The 25,488-nt window shown below is 64.5% G+C and carries 21 protein-coding genes; 8 read left to right on the forward strand and 13 right to left on the reverse strand.

The genetic code is table 11. The features are described 5' to 3' along the window. Window positions 1-3: 3 nt before the first annotated feature. The 5 genes from ShzoTeo12_RS24225 to ShzoTeo12_RS24245 all read right to left on the reverse strand — a co-directional run bounded on the left by ShzoTeo12_RS24225 (window position 4) and on the right by ShzoTeo12_RS24245 (window position 6,350). Window positions 4-879, reverse strand: a complete 876-nt coding sequence (locus ShzoTeo12_RS24225) for a carbohydrate ABC transporter permease (protein ID WP_318912807.1) — start codon at window positions 877-879, stop codon at window positions 4-6. Continuing rightward, window positions 872-1,765: a carbohydrate ABC transporter permease gene (locus ShzoTeo12_RS24230; protein ID WP_119255021.1), complete on the reverse strand. Its 894-nt coding sequence runs from the start codon at window positions 1,763-1,765 to the stop codon at window positions 872-874. Before ShzoTeo12_RS24230 ends, ShzoTeo12_RS24225 begins: the two co-directional genes overlap by 8 nt. Window positions 1,766-1,831: 66 nt before the next feature. Then, on the reverse strand, window positions 1,832-3,079 hold the full coding sequence (locus tag ShzoTeo12_RS24235; protein ID WP_318912808.1) for an ABC transporter substrate-binding protein: 1,248 nt from the start codon (window positions 3,077-3,079) through the stop codon (window positions 1,832-1,834). Window positions 3,080-3,138: 59 nt separating this feature from the next. Then, on the reverse strand, window positions 3,139-4,452 hold the full coding sequence (hisD, locus tag ShzoTeo12_RS24240) for a histidinol dehydrogenase (RefSeq protein ID WP_318912809.1): 1,314 nt from the start codon (window positions 4,450-4,452) through the stop codon (window positions 3,139-3,141). Between the two features lie 95 nt (window positions 4,453-4,547). Next, a complete protein-coding gene (locus ShzoTeo12_RS24245; protein WP_318912810.1) occupies window positions 4,548-6,350 on the reverse strand; it encodes a thiamine pyrophosphate-binding protein in 1,803 nt (600 codons plus the stop codon). Between the two features lie 452 nt (window positions 6,351-6,802). On the opposite strand from ShzoTeo12_RS24245, the gene ShzoTeo12_RS24250 reads away from it, so the two are divergent. Beyond that, a complete protein-coding gene (locus tag ShzoTeo12_RS24250; protein ID WP_318912811.1) occupies window positions 6,803-7,426 on the forward strand; it encodes a hypothetical protein in 624 nt (207 codons plus the stop codon). A 13-nt stretch (window positions 7,427-7,439) separates the two neighbouring features. Here ShzoTeo12_RS24250 and ShzoTeo12_RS24255 read toward each other — a convergent pair whose 3' ends face one another. Then, the gene (locus ShzoTeo12_RS24255; RefSeq protein WP_119255026.1) at window positions 7,440-8,267 is read right to left on the reverse strand and encodes a helix-turn-helix transcriptional regulator; all 828 of its coding nucleotides are present in this window, start codon (window positions 8,265-8,267) and stop codon (window positions 7,440-7,442) included. A gap of 76 nt (window positions 8,268-8,343) precedes the next feature. Here ShzoTeo12_RS24255 and ShzoTeo12_RS24260 point away from each other — a divergent pair, with 76 nt between their 5' ends. Both ShzoTeo12_RS24260 and ShzoTeo12_RS24265 read left to right on the forward strand, forming a co-directional pair. Beyond that, window positions 8,344-9,378 carry a Gfo/Idh/MocA family oxidoreductase gene (locus ShzoTeo12_RS24260; protein WP_318912812.1) on the forward strand — a complete coding sequence of 345 codons (1,035 nt, stop codon included), beginning with the start codon at window positions 8,344-8,346 and terminating at the stop codon, window positions 9,376-9,378. A gap of 23 nt (window positions 9,379-9,401) precedes the next feature. Further along, window positions 9,402-10,286, forward strand: a complete 885-nt coding sequence (locus ShzoTeo12_RS24265) for a sugar phosphate isomerase/epimerase family protein (protein ID WP_318912813.1) — start codon at window positions 9,402-9,404, stop codon at window positions 10,284-10,286. Between the two features lie 58 nt (window positions 10,287-10,344). Here the strand turns inward: ShzoTeo12_RS24265 and ShzoTeo12_RS24270 are convergent, their stop codons facing one another. Both ShzoTeo12_RS24270 and ShzoTeo12_RS24275 read right to left on the reverse strand, forming a co-directional pair. After that, complete coding sequence (locus tag ShzoTeo12_RS24270) at window positions 10,345-11,046, reverse strand: GntR family transcriptional regulator (RefSeq protein ID WP_318912814.1); 702 nt, start codon at window positions 11,044-11,046, stop codon at window positions 10,345-10,347. Between the two features lie 106 nt (window positions 11,047-11,152). Then, window positions 11,153-12,274 (reverse strand): branched-chain amino acid ABC transporter substrate-binding protein, encoded by a 1,122-nt coding sequence (locus ShzoTeo12_RS24275; RefSeq protein ID WP_318912815.1) that lies wholly within the window; start codon window positions 12,272-12,274, stop codon window positions 11,153-11,155. A 314-nt stretch (window positions 12,275-12,588) separates the two neighbouring features. Here ShzoTeo12_RS24275 and ShzoTeo12_RS24280 point away from each other — a divergent pair, with 314 nt between their 5' ends. The 3 genes from ShzoTeo12_RS24280 to ShzoTeo12_RS24290 are packed head-to-tail and all read left to right on the forward strand — an operon-like array spanning window position 12,589 to window position 16,419. Further along, window positions 12,589-13,998 (forward strand): glycerate kinase, encoded by a 1,410-nt coding sequence (locus tag ShzoTeo12_RS24280; RefSeq protein ID WP_318912816.1) that lies wholly within the window; start codon window positions 12,589-12,591, stop codon window positions 13,996-13,998. Window positions 13,999-14,000: 2 nt separating this feature from the next. Continuing rightward, on the forward strand, window positions 14,001-15,275 hold the full coding sequence (eno, locus tag ShzoTeo12_RS24285) for a phosphopyruvate hydratase (RefSeq protein ID WP_318912817.1): 1,275 nt from the start codon (window positions 14,001-14,003) through the stop codon (window positions 15,273-15,275). Between the two features lie 22 nt (window positions 15,276-15,297). Further along, the gene (locus ShzoTeo12_RS24290; RefSeq protein WP_318912818.1) at window positions 15,298-16,419 is read left to right on the forward strand and encodes a tyramine oxidase subunit B; all 1,122 of its coding nucleotides are present in this window, start codon (window positions 15,298-15,300) and stop codon (window positions 16,417-16,419) included. Window positions 16,420-16,479: 60 nt separating this feature from the next. Here the strand turns inward: ShzoTeo12_RS24290 and ShzoTeo12_RS24295 are convergent, their stop codons facing one another. The 5 genes from ShzoTeo12_RS24295 to ShzoTeo12_RS24315 form a co-directional block, all read right to left on the reverse strand. Then, complete coding sequence (locus ShzoTeo12_RS24295) at window positions 16,480-17,685, reverse strand: multidrug effflux MFS transporter (RefSeq protein ID WP_318912819.1); 1,206 nt, start codon at window positions 17,683-17,685, stop codon at window positions 16,480-16,482. Then, window positions 17,682-18,152 (reverse strand): MarR family winged helix-turn-helix transcriptional regulator, encoded by a 471-nt coding sequence (locus ShzoTeo12_RS24300; protein WP_318912820.1) that lies wholly within the window; start codon window positions 18,150-18,152, stop codon window positions 17,682-17,684. The genes ShzoTeo12_RS24295 and ShzoTeo12_RS24300 overlap by 4 nt, the downstream gene beginning before the upstream one ends. Window positions 18,153-18,569: 417 nt before the next feature. After that, window positions 18,570-20,570, reverse strand: a complete 2,001-nt coding sequence (locus ShzoTeo12_RS24305; protein WP_318912821.1) for an iron ABC transporter permease — start codon at window positions 20,568-20,570, stop codon at window positions 18,570-18,572. Then, a complete protein-coding gene (locus ShzoTeo12_RS24310; RefSeq protein WP_318912822.1) occupies window positions 20,567-21,376 on the reverse strand; it encodes an ABC transporter ATP-binding protein in 810 nt (269 codons plus the stop codon). The genes ShzoTeo12_RS24305 and ShzoTeo12_RS24310 overlap by 4 nt, the downstream gene beginning before the upstream one ends. Then, on the reverse strand, window positions 21,373-22,116 hold the full coding sequence (locus ShzoTeo12_RS24315) for a helix-turn-helix transcriptional regulator (protein WP_318912823.1): 744 nt from the start codon (window positions 22,114-22,116) through the stop codon (window positions 21,373-21,375). The genes ShzoTeo12_RS24310 and ShzoTeo12_RS24315 overlap by 4 nt, the downstream gene beginning before the upstream one ends. Before the next feature lie 302 nt (window positions 22,117-22,418). Here ShzoTeo12_RS24315 and ShzoTeo12_RS24320 point away from each other — a divergent pair, with 302 nt between their 5' ends. Together ShzoTeo12_RS24320 and ShzoTeo12_RS24325 are read left to right on the forward strand one after the other, a co-directional pair. Then, window positions 22,419-24,614 carry a TonB-dependent siderophore receptor gene (locus ShzoTeo12_RS24320; protein ID WP_318912824.1) on the forward strand — a complete coding sequence of 732 codons (2,196 nt, stop codon included), beginning with the start codon at window positions 22,419-22,421 and terminating at the stop codon, window positions 24,612-24,614. Then, window positions 24,608-25,483, forward strand: a complete 876-nt coding sequence (locus ShzoTeo12_RS24325) for an iron-siderophore ABC transporter substrate-binding protein (RefSeq protein ID WP_318912825.1) — start codon at window positions 24,608-24,610, stop codon at window positions 25,481-25,483. The genes ShzoTeo12_RS24320 and ShzoTeo12_RS24325 overlap by 7 nt, the downstream gene beginning before the upstream one ends. Window positions 25,484-25,488 lie beyond the last annotated feature (5 nt).

Genomic DNA, 25,488 nt, shown 5'->3' on the forward strand with positions numbered 1-25,488 from the left:
GGCTCAGCCTTTCACGGCGCCGGCCGTCAGCCCGCGGACGAAATAGCGGCCCGCGACGATATAGACGACCAGGGTTGGGATGGCGGCGATCATGGCAGCGGCCATGTCGACGTTGTATTGCTTGCGACCGGTGGTGACGTTGACGATGTTGTTGAGCGCCACCGTGATGGGGCTGCTGGAGCCCGAGGTGAACGAGACACCGAAGAGGAAATCGTTCCAGATCTGCGTGAACTGCCAGATGCAGGACACGACGATGATCGGGATCGAGGTCGGCAGGATGACGCTCCAGAAGATGCGGAAGAAGCCCGCACCGTCGACCATCGCCGCCTTGGTCAGCTCGTCCGGCAGCGACACGAAGTAATTGCGGAAGAACAGCGTCGTGAAGCAGATGCCGTAGGAGGCATGCACGGCGACAAGGCCGGGAATGGAGCCGGCGAGCCCCAGAAGGCCGAGCGTGCGGGCCATGGGAATGAGGATCGCCTGGTAGGGCAGGAAGCAGCCGAACAGCAGCAGGCCGAAGACGAAGTTCGCGCCGGGGAACTTCCATTTCGTGAGGATGTATCCGTTGATCGCCCCGACGCCGGTCGACAGCGCCACCGCCGGGATCACCATCAGCAGCGAGTTGACGAAATAGGGTTTCAGACCCGTGCACTCGGTGCCGATGCAGGCTTCGGACCATGCCGCCCGCCAGGCATCGAGCGTGATGGCCTTCGGCAGGCCGATGAAGGAGCCGCCATAGATCTCGTCGAGCGGCTTCAGCGACGTCACGACCATGACCCAGAGCGGCATCAGGTAGACGAGCGCGACGACGAACAGGCAGCCGTAGACGACGAGGCGGCCGAGCCGGACCTTGCCGGAGCGGGAGAGGACGTCAGTCATTGTTCTCGCTCCTCAGTTCGGAATAGAGATAGGGAACGATGATGGCCGCGACGGTCATGAGCATCATGACGGCGCTCGCCGCGCCGACGCCCATCTGGTTGCGTCGGAAGGTGGCGGAGAACATGAAGGTAGAGGGCAGTTCGGTCGCCGTGCCCGGCCCGCCATTGGTCAGGGCCAGCACCAGGTCGAAGCTCTTGATGGCGATGTAGCTGAGGAGGACGACGACGCTCAGCATGGCGGGGCGCAGCATGGGGATGATGATCTGCCGGTAGATCAGCGGCAGCGAGGCGCCCTCGATCTGCGCCGCCTTGATGACGGAATTGTCGATACCGCGCAGGCCCGCAAGGAAGATCGCCATGGCGAAGCCCGAGGACTGCCAGACGCCGGCCACCACGACGGTATAGATCGCCATGTCGGGATTGGTGATCCAGTCGAAGCGGAAATCCGTCCAGCCGAGATCGTTGACGACCTTCTGGATGCCGAGGCCGGGATTCATGATCCATTTCCACGCCGTTCCCGTCACGATGAAGGAGAGCGCCATCGGATAGAGATAGATCGCGCGCAGCGCGCCCTCGGCCCGGATATTCTGGTCGAGAAGGATCGCCATCAGCAATCCGAGGCCGGTGGAGAGCGCCAGGAAGAGCGCCGAGAAGATGAAGAGGTTGGCGACGGCGGTGTGCCAGCGGGGCGTCGCCCAGAGGCGGACATATTGCTCGAGGCCCACGAAATCATAGGTCGGCACGAATTTCGACGAGGTCACGGAAATCACGCCCGTCCACAGGATGAACAGGTAGACCGTGACGATGACGACGAGCAGGCTGGGAGCGACGACAAGGCGCGGTAGCCAGCCTGCCAATCGCGAGGACATGCGCGTAGAGGCGCTCATGGGTCAGCTCCGATGGCGGGTATTGCGGAGGAGCCGGCGGGCCGACTCCTCCTGACGGCGGTGGGATCAGCGGGCGTTGTCGATGCCGGAGACCAGCATCTTCACCGCGTCCTCCGAGCTCATCTTGCCGACGAAGAACTGGGCGGCGACATCGCTGAAGACGGAAGCGAATTCCGGCTTGGCGGCAAAGCCATGCGTCATCGCGCCCTGCATACTGCCCTTCTCGACGGCTTCCGCGCGCTCCTTGAAGCCGAGCTTGGCGCAATCGTCGAAATCGTCGACCGAAACGTCGCTGCGCGCCGGGATCGAGCCCTTGATGAGATTGAAGTCCTTCTGGACCTTGGGGTCCATGATGGTCTCGGCAAGCGCGGCCTGCGCCTGCTGTACGGCCTCGTCCTTCACGATGAACATGCCGAAGCTGTCGATGAGATACTGGAAGGAAGTCACCTTGCCGGGCGTCGCGAAGCAGTAGAAGTCCTGATTGGGCTTCAGGCCCTTGGCGAGGAATTCGCCCTTGGCCCAGTCACCCATGAACTGCATGGCCGCCTCGCCGTTGATGACCATGCCGGTGGCCACGGCCCAGTCGCGGCCGACGAAATTGTCGTCCACGAGGCCGCGGACCTCGCGCAGCGCGTCGAACACCTTGACCATCTCCGGGCTTCCGAGCGCTTCGGGATCGAGGTCGATCGCCGTCTTCTGGTAGAATTCCGGCCCGTTGATGTCGGACAGCAGCGCGTCGAAGATGATGCCGATCTGCCACGGCTCATCACCCATCGCGATCGGGACGATGCCCTTCTCTTTCAGCTTCTTGCCGGTCTCGATCAGCTCGCTCCAGCTCTTCGGTACCGCAACGCCCGCATCGTCGAAGAGCTTCTTGTTGGCCCAGACCCAGTTCTGGCGATGCATGTTGATGGGCGCGGCGATGAAAGCATCGCCCGAGGTCACGAAAGGCAGGAGCTGCGGGGCGAGCGCCGCGCGCCAGCCGCCTGCGGTGGCGAGGTCGTTGAGGTCGCGCACCACGCCCTGCTCGGCCCATTGCACGCCCTCCCAGCCGAGGAACTGCATGGCGCCCGGCGGGTCGCCCGCCGTCAGGCGCGCACGCAGCGCCTGCTGCGCATTGGCGCCGCTCATGCCGCCGACCGCCGAATCCTTCCACTGGAAGCCCTTGGCCTCGAGATCCTTGCGGATGACGTTGAGCGCATCCACCTCGCTCTGCGAAACCCAGTGGTGCAGAACTTCGATCTGGCCTTCCGCCTTTGCGGCGATGGGCATGAGCATGGTCGCCGCAAGCGCTGTGGCGATAAACTTGGACATGGTTTCATCCTCTCTGGTTGGTTTGATCGCGGCCCCTGGCGGGCTCTTGTGCGTGTCGGTTAATTGGGCTCGACCGGCATGGCGTATCCGACGTTCTTCCCGCCGTAGCGGCGTACGCGGATGTTGGCCTGCTCGGCATGGCCGGAAAAACCTTCCATCAGGCAGAGCCGCGAGCTGTAGGCGCCGATCATGGCGGAGGCTTCGTCGGTCAGGATCTTCTGGTAGGTGCAGGTCTTGAGGAACTTGCCGACCCACAGGCCCCCGGTGTAGCGGGCCGCCTTGTTGGTCGGCAGGGTGTGATTGGTGCCGATCACCTTGTCGCCGAAGGCGACATTGGTGCGTGCACCGAGGAACAGCGCGCCGTAGTTCCTCATGTTGTCGAGGAAGTAGTCCGGATCGCGCGTCATGACCTGGACGTGCTCGGAGGCGACGCGGTCGGCCTCGGCCAGCATCTCCTCGATCGTGTCGCACAGGATAATCTCGCCGCAATCTTCCCAGGCCCTGCCGGCGACGGCCGCCGTCGGCAGTATCTTCAGGAGGCGCTCGATCTCGGCGAGCGTATCGCGCGCCAGCTTTTCCGAATTGGTGATGAGGACGGCCGGCGAGTTGACGCCGTGCTCGGCCTGGCCGAGGAGGTCCGTCGCGACAAGCTCGCCGTCGACGCTGTCGTCCGCGATGACCAGCGTTTCCGTCGGGCCGGCGAAGAGGTCGATACCGACGCGGCCGAAAAGAAGGCGCTTGGCTTCCGCCACATAGGCGTTGCCGGGCCCGGCAAGCATGTCGACCGGCGCGATCGTCTCGGTGCCGTAGGCCATGGCGGCGATCGCCTGCACGCCGCCGAGGCAATAGATCTCGTCCGCACCGGCAAGGGCCTGAGCCGCGACGATCTTCTCGGCGATCTTCCCCTGGAAGGGCGGGGCGCAGGTGATGACGCGCTCGCAGCCGGCGACGCGCGCCGTCAGCACGGTCATATGAGCGGAGGCGAGCAGCGGATATTTGCCGCCGGGCACGTAGCAGCCGACATTCTGGACCGGAACATTCCGGTGGCCGAGGATCACGCCCGGCAGGGTCTCGACCTCGATGTCCTTCAGCGCCGCCCTCTGGGCTTCGGCGAAGCGGCGGATCTGATCCTGCGCGAAGTCGAGGTCGGCGCGTTCCTGCACCGTCAAGGCATCGATGCAGGCGGCGATCTCCTCTCTGGTCAGGCGATAGGAGTCGCGGTCGAACCCGTCGAAGCGGACGGAGAGTTCGCGAACCGCCTTGTCCCCGCCGTCCCTGACTTTGGCGAGAAGCGCCTCGACCGCCGTGGTGACCGCACTGTCGGCGCCGCCGTCCTGGGTGATGGCCTTGGCTGTTTTGATGTGCCGGATCATGACAAAGTCTCTTCGTTCACGGTCGCCGGTGGCGCCGCGTCATCCATGGTCTTGGGAGGGAAACGAGGGAGGCAGCGCCTCCCCCGAGGTTTCGATCAGAGGTGCTGTTCGCGGGCGCGCATCTCGGCGTAGGCCGCCTGCTCCTTCTCGTAGTAAGCCGGCGACGGGAAGTCCCACCAGCCGGTGGCGAACGGACCGGCGGCGTCACGCGAGACAATGACCTCGACGAGGGCCGGGCCGCCGCATTCGAGCGCCGCCTTCAGGGTGCTCTCGAGATCCTCGTCCTTCTCGACCTTCCAGGCCTGAAGCCCGAAGGCCTTGGCGGAAGCGGCGATATCGGCCGAATAGGGCGCACCGTTGCCGGCGTGATGGTTGAACTCGGAGGCGATATGGCGGCCCATGAACTTGCGCATGCCGCCACGGATCGACATGTAGCCCTGGTTGTTCAGCACCAGGAAGACGACATTGATGCCATTCATGACCGCCGTACCCATCTCGGGCAGCGACATCATGAAGTCGCCGTCGCCGACGATGGCCACGACCTGCCGGTCCGGGCAGGCGAGCTTGGCGCCCATAGCCGCCGGCACCGCCCAGCCCATCGGCGAATAGGAACCGGAGGTCAGGTGCGTGCGCGGCTCGTAGACCGGGAAGCTCTGCTTGACCGAGCCCTGCGTGTTGCCGGAACCGACGACGACGATGCCGTCGCGATCGAGCACCTTGCGCAGCGCCACCAGCGGACGCTGCGAGGTGAAGGGCGTCTCGCGGCTGTTCTCGCGCGGCTCGACCTGGGCGCGCCAATCGGCCTTGGCCTTCTGCACATCGGCGAGGAACGGCTCGCGGCGGGCGAGCATCTTCTGCGAGTCCGCGTCCGAAATCAGCGAGAGCAGCGCCTCCAGCGTCACCTTGGCGTCGGCGACGATGCCCACCTCGGTCTCGTAGTTCTTGCCGATCTCGCGCGGATCGAGGTCGATATGGATCAGCTTGGCCGAGGGGATCGAGAAGGAGACGCCCTTGGCATAGGACGAGGCCGACCAGTCGGTGAAGCGGCAGCCGACCGAGACGACGACATCGGCCGAGGCGGTGATCTTGTTGCCGCAGGTCGTGCCGGTCTGGCCGACAGCGCCGATGAACAGCGCATGATCTTCCGAAATGGCGCCCTTGCCGTTCCAGGTGATCGAGACGGCGGCGCCAAGCTTTTCGGCAAGGCGCGTCAGTTCAGCCGAGGCGTTCGCCGTGATCGCGCCGCCGCCGGCGACAATGACCGGGCGCTCGGCGGCAAGAAGAACCTTCAGCGCCGCTTCGACGGCCTTCGGATCCGGATAGGCGACGCCGACCGGCAGGCGCTTGCCGAGCGGATGGATCGTGACATCCGCCGCCTCGACCTGGACGTCCATCGGGACTTCGACATGAACCGGACCGGGGCGGCCCGTCAGCAATTCGCTGAAGGCGCGATGCATGATGCTTGGGAGGACCTGCACCGAATTGGCCTGCCAGGCGCGCTTGGTCACCTGCTCGGTGATGCGCGGGAAGGCGTTGTCCTGCTGGCGCTCCAGCTCCTGCATCGTGCCGTGGCCGTGCATGTAGGTCTGGGGCGAGCCGGAGACGTAGAAAAGCGAGGTGGAGTCGCAATAGGCCGTCGCAAGGCCGATGATGGTGTTGGCAGCGCCCGGACCGACCGAGGTCGAGCAGGCCATGGGCTTGCCGGAGGCGCGGTAATAACCGTCGGCCATATGAACCGCGCTCTGTTCGTGCATCACCTGGATGAACGGGATTTCCGAGCCTTCCTGCAGGAAGGCGTCGAACAGCGACCAGATGCCATGGCCCGGCACGCCCGCCACATATTCGACGCCGTATTCCTTCAACGCTTTCGCGACGACTTGGCCACCTGTCAGTTTCATGTGATCGACCCTCTGAAATCTTGTTCTGTGGTAAGCAGAAGACCGTCTCCAGGTACGGTTTCCAGCGATGGGCCTATTCTTCGGCGGAGCGAGGTGCGCCCGCAAGTTCGCAGCCATCGAAACACTGACGCGAGATGACGCACTTCCAAAGCAGCTCTGCTTCACGGATCGTGTTTGTGCCGGCGGCATCGCGGTAGCGGCGGCCGATTTTCGGCACCCCGCGCCACGGCGGAACGGCGAACGGAAAACGGCCGTGAAAGAAGCATCATTCGCAAAGTGAAGCTGGTATCGCGTCATCACGCGAATAAATTAATTGCGGCGCGCACTTTTTCCGAAGCGCGCGCTATGGCTTGCTCGGAGCACTTTCATACAACAGGGACGCCGCCGTGCAGAACCTAAGCAGAGATTTGGCTTTCGCGGACGATTTCATTTCCGCAACGCTGGTTGAGAACGTGGCCGACTACGATGTGGCGGACGCCGTCGTGGTCAATATCAGCCCCTCCCCGATGGTGACGGGCGACGAGCATCCCGCCATCGTGCCGGCCTGGAAATCCACATGGCTGAAGGGCGGCCGCATCCGCTCGGCAGAGCGGGCGGCGATCATCAAGGTCGTCAACCCCACCAATCTCGGCGGCTGCATGTTCCGCGGCTGGGACTGGCTCGGCAACCGCATCCGCAGCTTTCCGCGCGATACGCCCCTCTACATCTCGGCGCAGGACGAGATCGGCACGGTGACCCTCGACCCGCGCGTCTTTACCAACGAGCGCGCAAGAGCGGAAACGCCGCAGGTTTTCACGCTGAAGCTCAATCTCTGGTGGTCGCCGGGCGATACGGACTGCTTCATCCACAACGAGCACCCGTTCCTGGAAACGCACACCCAGATCCACGGGCTTGGGCGCATGCAGAAGTTCAAGACGCGCGACGCCGCGACGCTTTATGAAGACGTCGTGATGCCGATCGGCTATTCGCACGATCCCTTCTGCCGGGTGGCGGGCGAGAACCAGTGGACCTATCCCTGGCACCGCTACTATGCGGATACCGACAGCGTATGGCTCGCCGTCGAACTGCATCCCTGACGCGGAGGGGCCGTCAGCTCATCTGGATCATGTCCGAGCCGTCTCCGAGATACTGCAGCGCCTCGCGCGGGATTGCGGGGTCGTTGCGGTCGAGAACCGTGAGGTCTTTCAGGTGATCGCGGCGCAGGAGCCCGGGGCCGCGATAGTGCAGCGCCACCTTCGTCGAATAAGGCTGACGAAAGACCGTCGCGGCAATACCGCTGGAAATGCCGAACATGAACTTCTTGGCATTGCGCTTGACCTGCGCATAGACGCCGAAAGTCAGCTCGTTCGACTGGATGCCCTCGAAATCCGCCGTGAAGAGACGATCTGCAACAGGGAAGCAGAAGCCATAGTATTTGAAGACATATTCCGTCTTCTTCGGATTGTCGAAGCTCGGGAAGCGCTCGACGTAATAGTGCTGGAGGAATTCCTTGTTGCGGTAGATGCAGAAAGCGGAACGCAGCACGAAGCCCTTGTAGATCGAGGAGAACTGGTAGCGATCATAGACACCGACGATGTCATCGTGATCGACGCTGTTGTTCTCGACGATCATGTCCGAGACGAAGCGGGAGAATTCCGGCAACTGGCGGGCCGTCGCCATCGCGTGGAAGAAGTTGCCTTCGACGAGCGTGCGGAACTCCTCCGGATCGGTGAAAAGCATCGGCACGCTGAGGCCGAAGTAATTCGCGATGATCCGAAGATTCGCGGTCGACGGTACATGGGCGCCGGACAGGTACTTGTTGAACTGCTGCCGGTTGACGTTGATCTTGCGGCACACCGCCGCGACCGATCCATGCTGCTCGCAGAGCGTTCTGAGGTTGGCCGCCAAGGCGGCACCGTCCCGACCAAGATGTTCCATTAAAGCCCCGATACCTGACGCATTATGACGCTATCCTTACTTCACATCGCTAATGACTTCAATCATCTGCGAAGTTGTGGCGCGCGGCCTGCGCGATCAATCTTCAGATGAAGGACGAGGAGGAGCCGGGGTGCATTCCAGGCAGGAATTTGGGTGGTCGGTCATGGGCACCGGCACGATCGCAACCGAGCACATGGTTGCGGCGATCCGCGCCGCCGGCCATCAGCCGCTGTGGGTCGTCAGCCGCAACCGGCAATATGCCGCGCACTTTTCGAACGATATGGAAATCCCCGACATCGCCGTCGATGCACGGCGAGCGCTGGAGGATCCGTGCGTCGGCTTTGCCTATGTCAGCGCCGCCCGGGAACGCCGAAAGCATTACATCCTCGCCGCGGCGAACGCAGGCCGGCATGTGCTTTGCGACGGGCCGATCGCCAGAAACTGCCGCATCGCCGATCAACTCGCCGAGGCGTGCCGGAAGGCGGGCATCATACTCGCGCTCAATCAGCCGCTGCGCGCCCTCTCACCCCACCAGACAATGCGCCGGTTGGCACAGGAAGGCGAAATCGGCGTGCTGCAATCCGTCCTCATCGTCCGCGGCGCACCTTTCCAGCCACCGCCCAACCGCCATGCCGAGGAGACGGTGGACCGGAAGGAAGCGCTTTTCGACCACACCATAGACAGCATCGATCTCGCGCGCTTCCTCACCGGCCAGGAGCCCGCCACTGTCTCGGCACTCGCCGCCTGCGACCAGCGGGCCTATGCGATGCGCCTCTCCGGCGGTGCGATCTTCCAGTCCTACGAGAGTTTCACCACGGCCGAATTCGAGAGCGTCGTGATGCTTGCCGGCGATCGCGGCACGCTCATCGCCAACGGAACGCTCAGCGGACGAGGATCCGGCACGCTCGTGCGGCGGCTGAACGGCCGGAGCGAACTCATCCCGGTGCGCGACCGCGACCAGCACCTCACCACGGTTGAGGCTTTTCTCGCCCTTCCCCAGAAACCGGCGACATGGATGGCGCTCGGAGAAGACAACGTGATTGCCCTTCGCGCCGCCGAAGCCGTGCGCACCGCCCAAAACAGACACCCGGCTCTCATAGCCGGCACATGACATCAGTCCGAGGAGGTCAAATCATGCCCCGCACCCAAAACCAGCTCATCTACCATTCGATGGCCTCCAAGCCGAACACGCTCGCCATCGATATCGAAATCGCCAAGAGCCTGGGTTTCGACGGTCTCGAAACCTCTGGCGCGAAGATCGCAGCATTCCTCGACGCCGGCTTCAGCAAAGAGGAACTGAAGGAGCGGCTTGGCGGCCTCGCCCTCCCCGGCATCGGTTTTCTGATCGACCTCGAGCGACAGGGCGAAGGTCGAACGCAGATGCTGAACGAGGCGGAAGCACTCTGCGCCCTCGCCTGCGCCGCCGGCGCGAAGGGCATTGAAGCCATCACCGGCCCACTCGACATCAGGGTTTTCGAGGCGGGAGCTGCGGAGCGCTATCCGGGCCTCTATCGCGGCCTCATCGACCTGCCGACGGCGGAACAGACCGAATTGACGGCCGCCAATCTCCGGGCGGTCGCGGATATCGCTGCCGCCCATGGGCTGCTCGTCTACCTCGAAGCACTCTCCTGGACGCCCCTTAACAACCTTGAAGCGCAGCTCCGGATTCTAGATCGCTGCAAGCGGGACAATGTGCGGCTCGTCATCGACTTCTGGCATTCCTACACGTCCGGCGACACACCGGAGCATATTTCGCGGCTGGACAAGGAACTGATCTATGGCGTGCATCTTTGCGACTCCCTGCCTTTCACCGGCGGCATTCCTGATGAGCCGATGCTTCGCGATGTGCCCACCGGCCAAGGCGTTCTCAACCTGCAGGAGTGGGTCGATGCGGTGAAATCGACGGGCTATACGGGCTGGTGGAGCTGCGAACTCTTCTGCAAACGCCAACATCAAGACAACAGCTTCGCTGTAGCAGCGGACCTCAAGAGTCTCATGGAGAGCCTTATCGCCGAGTGATAAGGCGATCGCCGCGCGAAATGCCGGCGGCTTGCGCGGAGACTTCAGGCGGCCGGGCTCATGCCTGATCGAGCTTCTGCAGGTGCTCCACGAGGATCGCACCTTCGAGCTCGTTGTGACGGGCAGCAAATGCGACGGCGGCATCCTCTTCGCCTTGCAGAAGCGCCCGGACGATGGGATCGTGCTGGCCGACGATCTCGTCCGGGTCGAGCACCAGAGCGTCGCTGGACTGGATATAGATACGCACCTGATGCTCGATCAGCGAATATTGCTCGATCAGGCGCCGGTGGTTGGACAGGGTCACGATGGCCTTGTGCAGGTTCATGTCTTCCTGCGCGATGACCCTCTTGTTCCCCTTCGAACAGGCTGCCTTCAAACGCGCGAACGCGGAGGTGATCGCGGTGGAAGGCCCATCCGCCGTGGGCTCATTCCTCACCCGCTGCGCCACCAGACGGCTCGCCAGCGCCTCGAGGCTTGCCCGAAGCGTATAAAGCTCCCAAGCGTCATGGGCGCTCAATGTCATGACCGTCCATCCGGTATAGGGCACCTGGACAAGCAGGCCCTCCTGAACGAGCTGATGGAAGGCGGTCCTGATCGTTCCGCGCGAAACGCCCACCTGCTCGGCCATCTGAATCTCGGTAAGCCGGGCGCCCAGCGGGATGTCTCCAGACAGGATCGCATCGCGCAGCCGGTCAGCCGCCTGGGCCTCGGTGGTGCGCTTCTGCACCTTCTTGACGGTGAAAATCGAGCTCGTATCCATGACCGATGCAATACCAAATCGGGACCAGATTGTCGAACAAGAAACAATTTTGGATTCAAGGCCCTGACGGGAAAGGAACGGCTCCCCGAAGGGAGCCGCCGGAAGATCAGCCGCCGATTTCGACCGGGGCGTAGTTGCCGTCGTCGCCCTTCTTCCACTCGTAGATGACGAATTCCGGCCGGGTGAGATCGCCCTTGGCGTCGAAGCCGAGATCGCCGATGACGGTGGAGAACGGCCCGTTCGCCTTGATGAATTCGGCGAGCGTGGCCGAGTCCTTCGACTTGCTCTTCCCGATGGCCTGCGCGATGACCTGCAGGGAGGCGTAGGAATAGAGGGTATAGCCTTCCGGCTCGAAGCCCGCCGCGCGGAACTTGTCGACGATCTCCTTGCCGGCGGGATTCTTGCGCGGATCGGACGCGAAGGTCATGAGGATGCCGTCGACGGCGTCGCCGGCGATAGAGGCCAGTTCGTTCGAATTGACGCCGTCGCCCGCCATCATCTTCGCGTCGAGGCCGAGATCCTTCATCTGCCTTTTGATCAGGCCGGCTTCGGTATGATAGCCGCCGTAGTAGATGAACGTGGTTCCGGCCGCCTTCATCTTCGAGATGAGCGCCGAATAATCCTTCTCGCCGGGCGTGATGCCCTCGAGGAGCACTTCCGTGATGCCGGCCGCGTTCAGCGCCTTCTTGGTTTCCTCGGCAAGGCCCTGGCCATAGGGCTGCTTGTCATGGACGATTGCGATCTTGCCGTCCTTGAAGTTCTCCAGGATGTACTTCGCCGCGATCTCGCCCTGCTGGTCGTCGCGACCGTTGGCGCGGAAGGTGTTCCACAGGCCGCGCTCGGTATAGACCGGATTGGTGGAGGCCGGCGTGATGTTCAGCATGCCGTTTTCCGCATAGACCTCCGATGCGGGGATCGAGACGCCGGAATTGTAGTGCCCGATGACGTATTGCACGCCGTCGGCGACGAACTTGTTGGCGACGGAAACGCCCTGCTTGGCATCCGAGGCATCATCGCCGAGCACGATCTTGATCTGCTCGCCATCGATGCCGCCCGCCGCGTTGATGTCCGCGGCAGCCTGCTCGGCGCCCTTCTGCAATTGAAGGCCGAACACGGCGTTCGGGCCGGTGATGGGTCCTGCCACGCCGACCAGGATATCCGCGCGCGCTGCATGCGCGAGCCCGCACGAAAGCAGGACGCCAGCAGCCAGTCGAATATATGCTTTCATTTCACCCTCCTGAGGATACGGGCAATTGATCTGTTTGCCGCGCACGGCGCCCGCATGCGCACGCGGCGTTCATAGCGATCGGGCCGCAACTGCCGGCCGGAAACCCTCTTCGTTCGTTCCCTTCGGCCCCTGGCACACGGCCCTTCCATCGAATGGAGAAGCGCTCCATTCGCACGGCAATCGATTATCGATGGTTAAACCTGCTGTCAATTGATTGTTTGACAATCAATTGTTTTTCGGCCATTGGCTATGCGCAGGCAGATGAGCGACCGCCATCCCGCCCCTCCCGGAAAACGCATCGCCGAGTGTAAAAGATGAACAAAATCAGTAACTCAGAAGCATTGCTCGCACAGGGTGACGTCCAGTCACGGCGGATCGTGCTCGAAATCGCGGATCGCACGCTGGAGCGGCTCGACAGCTACCACCGCATCCGCTCCATCATGCGGATGGACGGCGATATACTCACCATCGGCACGCGGTCCTGGGACCTGTCGAAGAAGCGGAACGTCTACCTGTTCGGCGCCGGCAAGGCCTGCAACCACATGGCGATGGCGGTGGATCACGTTCTCGGCGACCGCCTGACACGCGGCATCGCCATCGTGAAGATCCACGAGGAGACCGACCGCTTCAACAAGACGGAAGTCCATGTCGGCGGCCATCCGCTGCCGAACGAAGAGGGTTTCCGGGCTTCGAGGAAGATGATCGAGATCGTCGATCAGGCGGGGCCGGACGATCTTTTCATCGCCGTCATCAGCGGCGGCAGCTCGGCACTAATGTCCTGCCCCATCGATGGCATTTCCCTCCAGGACGAGATCGACACGACCGACGTGCTGCTGAAGTCCGGCGCCGGCATCGTCGAGATCAACGCCGTGCGCCGGCACATTTCGGCGCTGAACGGCGGCATGCTCGCCAAACGCATTCAGGATGTTGGCGCGGAGCTGATCGGCTTCGGCATTTCCGATGCGGTCGGCTCGCCGGCGACGGGCGATATCGCCGTCCCTTATGCCGCCTACAAGAGCACGCCCATCGGCCCCGACGCCACGACGCTGGACGACGCGCGGGCGACCATCGTCAATTACGACGTCGCCGATCGCCTGCCGAAAAGCGTGGTCGACTACCTGATGAATGCGGGGCCGGACAAGGAAACGCCGAAGGCCTTTCCGGACAACACCTATTTCCTGCTCAACACGCTGCCGGATTCCTGCGTCTACGCCAAGGAAGCCTGCGCGGAGATGGGCATTCCCGCCGTCATCCTCACCTCCTTTCTCGAAGGTGAAAGCCGCGATGCGGGCACCTTCCTCGCCTCGATGGCGCGCGAGATCCAGACCTACGGCAATCCGGTCAGGGCGCCCTGCGTGCTGCTCAGCTCCGGCGAGGTCACGACGCAGATTCTCGACAATTCCACCATCAAGGGCCATGGCGGCCCCGGCCAAGAGATGACGGTGAGCTTCGCCATCACAGCCGCCAAGACGAAAGGTGCGTGCCTGCTCTCCATCGACAGCGAAGGCACCGACGGCACGGCGAAGGTCGCCGGCGGCATCACCGATTCCACCAGCCTCAAGGCGGCGACCGGCAAGGGCATCAGCCTCTACCAGGCGCTGCGCGAGCACAGCTGCTTCGAGGCGCTCGACGCCATCGGCTCCGCGGTCTTCACCGGCAATACCGGCACCAACCTCTGCGACCTCAACATCCTCTACGTCCCGGCGCTCGAGAAGGACAAATGACCATGGAAGACAAGATCACATCCGTCCGTGCCCAGCAGATCATCGACTGCAAGTGCCGCCCGGCCGTCGAGGTCGAGATCCGTACAGAGAGCGGCGCCGCCGGGCGCGGGGCTGCCCCCACCGGCACCTCGGTCGGCATGCACGAGGCCTTCATCCTGCGCGACGGCGACCGGTCCAGCTACAACGGCCTCAGCGTCCACAAGGCGGTCGAATATGCCATCGATATCATCGGCCCGGCCCTCGTCGGCATGAATGTCTTCGACCAGCGCGCCATCGATATGAGGATGATCACGCTCGACGGCACGCCGGACAAGCACAATCTCGGCGGCAATACCATCTATTCCGCCTCCATCGCCGCCTTCCGCGCAGCGGCCGACTCGCGCCGCATGCCGCTCTACAGGCACATTGCCGGCCGGGACATCCGCACCGTTCCGGTGCCCTGCTTCAACATCGTCAACGGCGGGCGCTACGAGACGCTGACGCAGGCCTTCAACGAATTCCTGATCGTCCCCTACGGCACCGACAGCATCGACTTCGCCGTCGAGATGGCCGTGACGGTGTTCCAGAAACTCGCCGAAGTCCTGACGAAACATCTCGGCCACAAGCCGCAGGTCGCGAGCTCCTACGGCTATGCCGCGCCCTCAGACGACCCGGAGGTCATTCTTGCCCTGATGCAGGAGGCCATCGACGCCTGCGGCTATACCGGCCGCATCGCCTTCGCGCTCGATTGCGCCTCGAGCGAGATGTACGACAAGGAGGCCCGCACCTATCTGCTGAAGGGCAAGCAGGTCACCAGCGACGAGCTGATCGCCTATGCCAAGAGCCTGACGGAAAAGTTCAATATGGTCTTCATCGAGGATCTCCTCGATGAGAACGACTGGGACGGCTATAGCAAGGCGGTTCGGGAGCTGACCCGCACCATCGTTCTCGGCGACGACCTCACCGTCACCAGCCCTGCTCTCCTGAAACGCGCCCATGAGACGCGGGCCGTCGATGGCTTCATCCTCAAGCCCAACCAGGTCGGCACGATCACCGAGGCGATGGACGCCCATCGTTTCGCCAGCGAGAACGGCATGTTCTCCGTCCCCTCCGGCCGCTCCGGCGGCATGGTCGACGATGTGGTGATGGATTTTTCCGTCGGCCTCGAAGTGCCCTTCCAAAAGAACGGCGCACCACGCTCGGGCGAGCGCATAGAGAAGCTGAACTTCCTGATGCGCGCCAATGCCGCAAGCCCCGGCTGCCGCCTCTACGACATCAAGCCCCTCCTCCGGTTCTAAATCTCAAGAAAAGGTTGTTTCCATGTATCCCAGGATCGATTTCACCTATCTCTCGGAACCCGACATGATCGCCGCCGGCGTGCTGGACGCCGGGCGTTGCGTCGAGGTGTGCGAGGAGACCTTCAGCCTGCTCGGCAAGGGCGACTACCTGATGGGCGGCGCCAACCACAACAGCCACGGCCTCAACATCGTCTTTCCGAAGGAGACGACGTTCCCGAACATGCCGGTCGCCGGTCCCGACCGGCGCTTTGCCGCCATGCCCGGCTATCTCGGCGGTCGCTTCGACGTCTGCGGCAACAAGTGGTACGGCTCGAACCACGCCAACATGGAAAAGGGCCTGCCGCGCTCGATCCTGACCATGATGCTCAACGACAAGGACACCGGCGCGCCGCTGGCCCTGATGTCGGCCAACCTCTTGAGCGCAGCGCGCACCGGCGGCGTGCCGGGCGTCGCCGCAAAGCATCTCGCCAACAAGGACGCCGAGGTCGTCTCGGTCGTCGGCTGCGGCCCCATCAACAAGGCCTGCTTCACCGCGATCATGACCCAGCTCGGCGCGGTCAGGAAGGTCGTCTGTTTCGACCTCTTCCTCGACAAGGCAAAGGAGTTCGCGAACTGGGCGGCGGCGGAATACGGCGTCGAAGCCGTCGGCGTCGACGATACCGAGGCCGGCTTCCGCGGCGCGGACGTGATCACCGTCGCAGCCTCCCGCCTGAAACCCCTGTTCTTCAAGGACGAGTGGATCAAGGAAGGCGCGACGATCCTCGTCTCCGGCCCGTTCAACACGGACGAATCCTTCCTGACCAGCGCCAGGATCGTCTACGACCATACATCCCTGCAGGAAGCCTATGTCGAGGACGCCATCGCCTCCGGCAACAAGGATGCCTATTACGGTAGCGTCATCGGCGGCCCGTTCTTCCGCCTCATCGATGCCGGCAAGCTGCCGGCGCTGAAGGATTCGACGGGCCTCGGCGATGTCGTCAACGGCGAGAAGCCCGGCCGGGAGAACAGCAGGGAACGCGTGATCTTCATCGCCTGCGGCATGGCCGTCTTCGATATCAGCTGGGGCTTCGATCTGCTCCAGAACGCCAAGGCCAAGGGAATCGGCCAGAGCCTCAACCTCTGGGAAAGACCCAGTCAGGGATGATCCTCGAAGGTCATGCGCCCCACGCCGTGGGGCGCAGGTCTTTTCACGGCGGCCCGCCCGTCAGGCGCGTGCCCGATTGGCGAGCCAGAAAGAGATCTGCGCGACGACGCCCGCGCCGAACAGGACCGAGCCGGCAGCAAGCATCGGATTGCCGCCGAGGCCGCCAAGCGCCGTGCAGGCGGCACCGATCGCCATCTGCGCGGAGCCGTAAAGTCCCGAAGCGGATCCGGCGGCCTGCGGGTTGACGCCGAGCGCCTCCGTCAACGCCGCCGGGGACGCGAGCCCCGCGCCGAAGCTGAAGACCAGCATGGGCATTACCGCGAGCGCTACATTCAGCCAGCCCGAAAGGGCGGCGGCGAGAAACAGGGTCGCGGCGATGCAGCTTATCAGATTGCCGAGGATCATCAGGCGCGCGGTCGGCATGCGTGAGACGGCGCGGCTTGCAGCAAGGCTTCCGAACCATATGCCGGCGACATTGATCGCCAGATAGACGCCGACCTCGTAGGTCGGCCGGTGAAGCTGGTTGACGAAGATGAAGGGCGCCGCGCCGATATAGGCATAAAGCGCGGTAGTGGCGCAGCCTCCGCCGATCGTATAGCCGAGAAAGGCCCGCGAACGCAGCAGCGCCAGATAATTGCGCATGACCTGCCGCACGTCCTTTCCGCCGGCCGTCGGGCGATCGCGAAGCAGCGCGTGGATGAGCGCGAGATTGGCAAGGCCCAGCAAGGTGAGCGCGACGAAGATCGATCGCCAGCCCGTCGTCTCGGCAAGCGCGCTTCCGATCAGCGGCGAAAGCCCGGGGCCGGCCATCGTCATCAGGTTCATCAGCGAGAGTTTGCGGGCGGCCTCGGCACCGGACGCACCGTCACGCACGAGCGCCCGGCCGAGCACGAGGCCCGAACAGCCGCCGAGCGCCTGGAACAGGCGCGCGACGATCAGCACCTCGACGGTCGGCGCAAAGAAGGCCGCAAGGCTCGCCGCCGTATAGATCAGCATGCCGGCGATCAGCACCGGCCGGCGGCCATAGCGGTCTGACACCGGCCCATAGACAAGCTGCCCGACGGCAAGGCCGGCAATATAGGTGCTGAGCGTCAACTGCGTGGCATGGGTCGTCGCGTCCAGGGACCTGGCCGCCAATGGAAGCGCCGGCACGAAGATATGCATGGCAAGCGTGCCGCTGAGCGTGATCAGCGCCAGCAGCCATAAAGGCGTGCGGACAGGCGCGGCAGGCGTCACGGCCTCCGACCGGCCGGACAGGATCGTCATGATTTTCTATCGCTTTCGTTCATGGTCAGCAGCTGTCCGCAGACCTGTTCGAGAACATGGCGGGAGATCGCCAGATCGGTCTGCGTGATACCGGCAAGGACTTCGTCCTCGATGCCTTGCGACACGCTTTCCACCTGCCGCACCAGCGCCCTGCCCGCCGCGGTGATGGCGATCGCCTTGGCCCGCCGGTCCTCCTCGTCGGGATGCTGCTCGATCAGGCCGGCCGCATCCAGATTGGCGAGGATGCGGACGACCGAGGACGTATCGAGCGTCAGCACAGCGGCCAGATCCTTCTGTCGCATGGGTCTGCCTGCCTGCGCCAGCCGCAACAGCGGCAGCCATGTCGCCTCCGAAAGGCCGAACGCCTGAAGCCGCGCATCGACAGCCTTGCGCCATTGGCGCGAGACCAGGCTGATGAGCGTACCGAGGCGGCGGCTGGAAAGAGGAAGCATCGGGTTCGATGGCATCGCGTCGGCCTATTTAGTTTGCATGCAAACTAAATAGATGACATGCAAACCAATTGCAAGACCCCGCGTGTCGTGAGGATGGATGCCTGCCCAGGTCCATTTCAGTTCGGCGCGAAGCATCGCCGCCTATCCTTGCCTCGGCTCGGCACGCGGTTTCGATGAAGATGCAGAGACCAATCTGCTTTTGCGCAGTCCATTGCGATTTGAGGGCAAGGATCGAGGTTCAGCGTGGCTGCAGAGATGGGGTCGCTCATCAGCACGAAACAAGGAGTGACAGTCGTCACCATTGCCAAGCCGAAGACGACCGCGCCCGACCAGACATTCCTACCCTTCGACCTCTATTTTTCGGAGAACATCCGAGGCCGCTGCGTAGCGCCCGAGCGCGGTGCATCCAGCATCCTTTCCGGCCCGCAAAGCTCACCTGTTCGATGCTCGTCCGTTTGATCGCGGCCGCAGGAGAAGCGTAAAGAGCGGGGCACCGATGAGGGCGGTGATGAGGCCGGCGGGGAGTTCGTTGGGGGCGATCAGGCTGCGTCCGACGATGTCGGCCATCGCCAGCAGGAGCGCGCCGAGGATCATCGCGACGGGCAGGAGGCGAGCGTGTCTTGGGCCGGTGAGCAGGCGGGCGGCGTGCGGGGCGAGCAGGCCAATGAAGCCGACGGCGCCCATGGACGAGACGGCGACGGAAACGCACAGGCCCGCGCAGGCGATCGTCACGATGCGCATTCCTTTCGAGGCGAGGCCGAGGGCGCGAGCCGTTTCGTCGCCGAGGGCGAGCGTGTCGAGATGGCGCGCGGCCGCGACGGCGGCGAAAAGCAGGAGGGCAAGCCAGGGCATCAGCATGAGGGCATCCTCGTAGCCGCGGCCATGAGTGGAACCGGCAAGCCACGACAGCGCTTCGGCCGTCTGCAGCCGCGCCTCGACCACGACGAGGGTTCCGGCCGCGCCGAGGCTCGCCGCCGTCGCCACCCCGGCAAGCACCAGCTTTTCGGGCGAGCGGCGCAGGCCGAAGGGCAGGACCAGGAGAAGCGCGGCGAAGGCGCCGCCGGCCGTCACCATCTGGAAAGGCAGCGAGCCGGGCGCAAGCCCCGCAAGCAGAGCCAGCAGGCTGAAGAGCGCCGCGCCCTGCGTCAGGCCGAGCGTTTCCGGGCCGCAGAGCGGGTTGCGGGTCACGGCCTGGAGCAGGACCCCGGCGGCTGCGAGAAACGCACCCGCGCCGAGCGCGATCAGGAGGCGGGGCGCCCTGAGATCTAGATTCGCGAGCACCTCGCTGGGGGAAAGCGAGAGGCCGTCGCCGAAGACCAGACCGGCGAGCAGGATTGCGGGAAGCGCGATGGCGATGCCGCCGGCAAGAGAAAGACCGCCGAGCCGCTTCGACAGGCCGGGATCGCGATGCCTTCGCTCCGCGCCGGTGCGGGCGACCCGCAGGACGACCAGCATGGCCGGCGCGCCGAAACACGCGATGACCGTTCCCGTCGGCAGGACCGTTCCGCTGGTGGAGAGAAGCTGGACCGTCACGTCCGCAAGCAGGACCGCGTTGGCTCCCCATAGCGCCGACAGAGGCAGGACGCGGCGATGGCGCGTCAGGCCCAATGCGCGCAGGAGATTGGGAATGGCAAGCCCGACGAAGCCAACGGGACCGGCAAGCGCGACCGCCGCGCCCGACAGGACGACGCTTGCCGCAAGTCCGAGCAGCGTCGTTATCCGGGTCATGCCGAGGCTTCTTGCGGCATCGTCCCCGAGCGCAAGCAGATCGAGCGCGCGGGTCGTTCCCAGCAGAAGGGCCAGCGCCGCCAGGATCGCCGGGCCGGCGGTCGCGACCTTCTGCCAGCCCGTCTGGTCGAGAATGCCGGACGACCAGAGGACCAGCCCGGAGGCGCGCTCGTCGGCCATCAGCACGATCGCCGAAGCGAGCGCGGAGAAACTGAGCGAGATCGCGACGCCGGCCAGCGCCAGGCGGACGGGCGGGGCGCGAAATCCGCCACCCAGCGTCAGGCAGGCGGCCGCGCCGGCCATGCCGCCGAGGACGGTGGCCGCAAGCGACGGCATCTGAAAGGGCAGGAGCAGCGTGGCGATGACGAGGGCGAGATGCGCCCCGCTGGTGACGGAGAGGATATCGGGAGCGGCAAGAGGGTTGCGCAGCGTGGTCTGCATCACCGCGCCGGCGACCGCCAGTGCGGCGCCGATCAGCATCGCGGCGGCAACACGCGGGGCGCGGACCGTTTCCAGTATGGCTTGCGGCAGGGTCGCCGGGCGATGCGGGAAAGCCAGCACATCGGACCAGCCGATAAGGCTGCTGCCGAGCCGGAGATCCAGCACTGCGAGGACGAGCAGCAGGAAGAGGCCGGTGAGCCACAGGCCATTGCCGGAGACGGCTCCAGACATGGCCTTCGATATGGGCAGCCTCGCACCCGTCATCGCACGTCCCGGTTGTCGTCGATCCAGTCGACCAGGCAGAAGGGCCGGCCGTCGCGCGGGTGCGGCACCACGTCGACCTTGCAGCCGAAGGCTTCCGAGAGGAGGGCCGGCGTCAGGGTTTCGGCCGGCGTGCCGATGGACAGCACCTCGCCCTTGCGCATCAGTACGACGTCGTCGGCCAGGTCCATGACCTGGTTGAGGTCGTGGAGGACGGCCACGATCGTCAGTCCCTCGCGCCGGTTGAGGCGGCGCAGCAATGTCAGTAATTCGGCCTGGTGGCGAATGTCGAGAAAGCTCGTCGGCTCGTCGAGGAAAAGCAGCTTCGGCTCCTGCGCAAGCGCCATGGCCACCCAGGCGCGCTGGCGTTCCCCGCCGGAAAGCGTGGCGATCTGGCGTTCCCGCATCGCGCCGAGATCGACCCGCTGGATGGCGGCCTCGATGGCCCCGCGGTCCCGCGCGGTCAGGCGCCCGAGCCAGGGGCGGTGCGGATAGCGGCCCTGCTCGACCAGTTCCTCGACGTTTAGCCCTGCCGGCGTTTCGGGATTCTGGCTGAGCACGGCAAGCTGGCGGGCGATATCGCGGCGGGAAAGCTCGACGAGGGGCCGGCCGGCCAGCGTCACGACGCCACTCGTCGGCGTTTCCAGTCCGGCGAGGCATTTCAGCAGCGTGCTCTTGCCGGAACCGTTGGCGCCGCAGATGGCGGTAATGTGGCCGGGGCGTATCGAGACGCTGACGTCGCGAAGCGCATGGACCCCCTCAAAGACCATGCCGACGCCTCGCGTCTCGGCAACAGGAATCATGCTCATGAAAGAACCTCGCGCATCGCCTTGCGCAGTGCCGAAAGGCTGCGGTAGCCGACATCGACGGCGGCCTCGTCGAGGCGCGCGCCCTCCGCCCGCCGGCGCATGACATGGGCCATGCGCATGCGCCGGCGCCATTCGGAAAAGCTCATGCCCGTCTCCGTGCGGAAGCGGCGGGTCATGGTGCGGCGGCTCATGCCGAGCCTGTCGGCCCAATGGTCGATGTCGAGATCGATGGAGGGCGTTTCGGCAAGGTCGTTGCACAGTTTCTGGAGCCGCCTGTCGGTCGGCATGGGCAGGGCGAAAGGGCTCTCCTCGGCGCTGGCGATCTCCTCGAGGATCAGCGCGACGAGATGGCCGCCACGCCCCTCCACGTCATAGAGGACGGGCTCGCCGAGCAGGGCCGAAATGGTGGCGGAAAGCAGCGCCGACATCGGAATGACCCGGATGGGCTCCCAATTGACCTGCGGCGTATCGTTCGCCTCGATATAGAGCGATTGCATGGCGACGCGGCCATGCGCGGTGACGGCATGGGGCACGTTGGGCGAGATCAGCAGGCCGTAGCCGCTTGGGACGATGAAGGAGGCGGAGGGGATTCGGGCCGTCATGAAGCCGTCCTTGATCAGCAGGAGCTGCCCGCGGCGATGGCTGTGCCAGCCGGAATCGACGCTGCCCTGATAGACCCGTGCCATCGCGGCCATGGGGCGCGGGACGTTCTGAAGATCGATGGCTTGCGGCCGCCTCATATCGCCTCCATGCTGCGCGGGACGCTTCGTTTCCCCTGCAGAAGGGGCGCTGCCGCCTTCCGCGGCGGGAGCCATAGTCTGAACGAGACGATTTTTCAAAAGCATGGATTGGCCCGTTTTCGGCGAAAATGGAAAGAGGGTGCGAGTGGGCCGGAACATGGCCCGATCGCGCCCAAATTTGACCTGACAATATTGAGTAAAAAAGTCTACTTAAATCGTGAAAATCGGTGGGAATGCTGGAAAGCCAGTACCGGCTTGCACCGCTCCCGCCGCATGCCTTCATGAAACGACAGGTCTGCCCAATGATGAATTCCGTTCCCTTCCCCCGCGAAATCCTTTCCCGGCATCGCGGCGAGGCAAGATATGCCGCCCTGGTTTCGGGCGTGGCGCTGCTGACGCTTTCCGGCGCGGGCGCGCTCGCGCAGGACAGCGCCGGCGTGACGCAGCTGCAGGCCGTCACCGTCGAGGGCGGCAACGCCAGGAAGGGCGCGCGCCTGGAGCAGCGCGGCTATGTGGCGCGCGACAGCGCATCGGCCACCAAGACCGCCACGCCGGTCAAGGAAACGCCGCAGTCCATATCCGTCATCACGCGGGGCGCCATGACGGACCGCGCCGTGCAGACGGTTTCCGACAGTCTCGTCTACAGCGCCAACGTCAACGGGCAACGCTATGGCAACGACACGCGCTCGGAATATTTCACCGTCCGCGGCTTTCCGGCCGACCTCTATCTCGACGGGCTGCGCATTCCGCAGATCGCCAACCAGCCGGGCGGCTATGCGGGCTTCCGGGTCGATCCCTATTTCCTCAATCGCGTGGACGTGCTGCGCGGCCCGAGCTCGGCCCTGTTCGGCCAGACGAATGTCGGCGGCGTCATCAACATGGTCAGCAAGGATCCGTCCGAGACGCCCGGCACGGAGGTCTACGGCCGCCTCGGCAGCTTCAACCTGAAGGAGGTCGGCTTCGACACGACCGGGCCCCTCGGCGAAGACACCGGCATGAGCTACCGGGTCGAGGGTATCTATCGCGACAGCGATACGCAGGTCGATTTCGGCAAGAACGACCGCTTCGCCATCAGCCCGACTATCCGGTGGTCGCCGGACGAGGACACAAGCCTGACGGTCTACGGCGCCTATATGAAGGACGATGCGGGCCAGACCGGCGCGATCATCCCCGCCGTCGGCAGCGTGCTTCCCAACAGCCTCGGCCTCACCATCCCGCGGGATTTCTCCGACGGAGACCCCTCGCTCGCCATCTATGACAAGGAAACGGCCTATATCGGCTACCGTTTCGAGCATGCGCTGAACGAAGACCTGACCCTGCGGCAGAACTTCCGCTATTCCTATCTCGACACCAACTACCAGAACCTCTTCACCAGCGGTTGGGTCCTCGGTTCGCAGCAGACGATCACCCGGACGGTCTACAATGCCCAGCCGACGCTCAATGCGCTGGCGCTCGATACCAGCCTGGAATACCGCTTCGACACCGGACCGGTGCAACACACCGTTCTCGGCGGCCTCGACCTGCAATGGCAGAAGCTCGCCAACGATACCGGCTCGCGCGCGGGGCCGACACAGGATGTCTTCAACCCAATCTACGGCCCTGCCGTCATGCCCGCGACGCTGACCGACCATCTCGACCAGGTCCAGCGACAGGTCGGGATCTACGCCCAGGACCAGATGGAGCTGGGCAACTTCCGCCTCACGGTCGGCGGGCGGCAGGACTATGTCAGCATCGATTCCGACAACACCAAGCTGGCGACCGGCGTGACGACATCCTATTCGCAGGACCCCAGCGCCTTCACCGGCCGGGTAGGCGCGGCCTATGTCTTCGACAACGGCTTCGTTCCCTATGCCCTCTATTCCAAGTCCTTCCTTCCCGTGCTGACGCTGGCGCCCCAGCTGCTCAAGCCGACGACCGGCGAGCTGAAGGAAGTCGGCGTCAAGTACATGTCGCCGGACGAGGACTTCTCCGTCATGCTGTCCGGCTTCGAGGCGACCCAGCAGAACGTCGTCCAGCGCGTCGCCACCGTCTACCACCAGACGGACGAGATCCGCGTGCGCGGCGTCGAACTCGAAGCCACAGCCAATCTGTGGGACGGGCTGAACATCATCGCCGCCGCAAGCGTACAGGATCCGGAAATCACCCGCAGCCAGACGGCCTCGCAGGTCGGCAAGATGCCCTTCACCGTGCCGAAGCAGCAGCAATCGCTGTTCATCAGCTACGAGGTTCCGACGCCCGACGGCTGGGACGGCAAGCTCACGGTCGGCGGCGGCGTGCGCCATATCGGCAAGACGGCGGGCGACAGTACCAACAGCTTCTTCGTACCGGGCTACACGCTGGTCGATGCCTTCGCCCGCTACGAGCATGACCGCTTCGCTTTCCAGCTCAACGGCTATAATCTTGGCGACAAGACATACGTCGCGGGATGCGCCACGGCCACGCAATGCTACTATGGACAGGGACTGACCGTCGTGGGCACGGTGAGCGTCAAATGGTGATCGGCACGAGCCGCAGGGCCTTCCTCGCCGGCGTGGCGGCGCTGCTCGCCGCGCCGCGTCTGGCCAGTGCGGCCATGGCGACAAGGGTCGTCACGCTCGAATGGACGGCGACGGAGATCGCGCTCTCGCTGGGGCTGCGCCCCGTCGGCGTCGCGGAACTCGACGCCTATCGCAACTGGGTCGCGGTGGAGAATGAAGGGCTGGCGGCTGCGGTGGATGTCGGCCGGCGCCAGCAGCCGAGCATGGAGGCGATCCGCAAGCTTTCACCCGATCTCATCCTCTCCTCCCGCTTCCGGCATCAGGCCCTGCGGGAAAAGCTCGCCGCACTCGCACCGACGGAACTCCTCGACGACCAGCCGGCGGACGGCGACATGCTGGCGGCCGTCTATGCCGGCGTGCGCCAGGCCGGCAAGGCGCTCGGCCGCGAGGATGCCGCGGCAGCGCTTCTTTCCGGGTTCGATGAACGCGTGGCCGCGTTGAAGGACAAGGTGCGCGCCGGCAATGCCGGCCGGAAGCTCGTCGTTGCGCAGCCCCTGCCAGGTACCCCTCGCCTTCGCGTCTTCTCGTCCAATGCCGCCATCGCGCAGCTTCTCGACAGGATCGGCTTTCCGCCAGGCCTTTCCCTGCCGCCGCAGCCCTTCGGCTTCACCGCGATCGACCTGGAGGGCCTCGCCGCTCTCGACGGGGAGACGATTCTGGTCCTGCTTTCCGACAGCGTTCCACAGGAACTGGCGGAATCCGCGCTCTGGCCGATGCTGCCGGTCGTCGCCGCCGGCAAGGTCATCACGGCGGGCGCTGCGAACTGGCCCTTCGGTTCCGTCGCGGCCCTCACCCGGATGATGGACACCATCGCCGGAAAGCTTGCCTGAGAAAG

It is taken from the genome of Shinella zoogloeoides (genome assembly GCF_033705735.1).
Taxonomy (GTDB): domain Bacteria; phylum Pseudomonadota; class Alphaproteobacteria; order Rhizobiales; family Rhizobiaceae; genus Shinella; species Shinella zoogloeoides_A.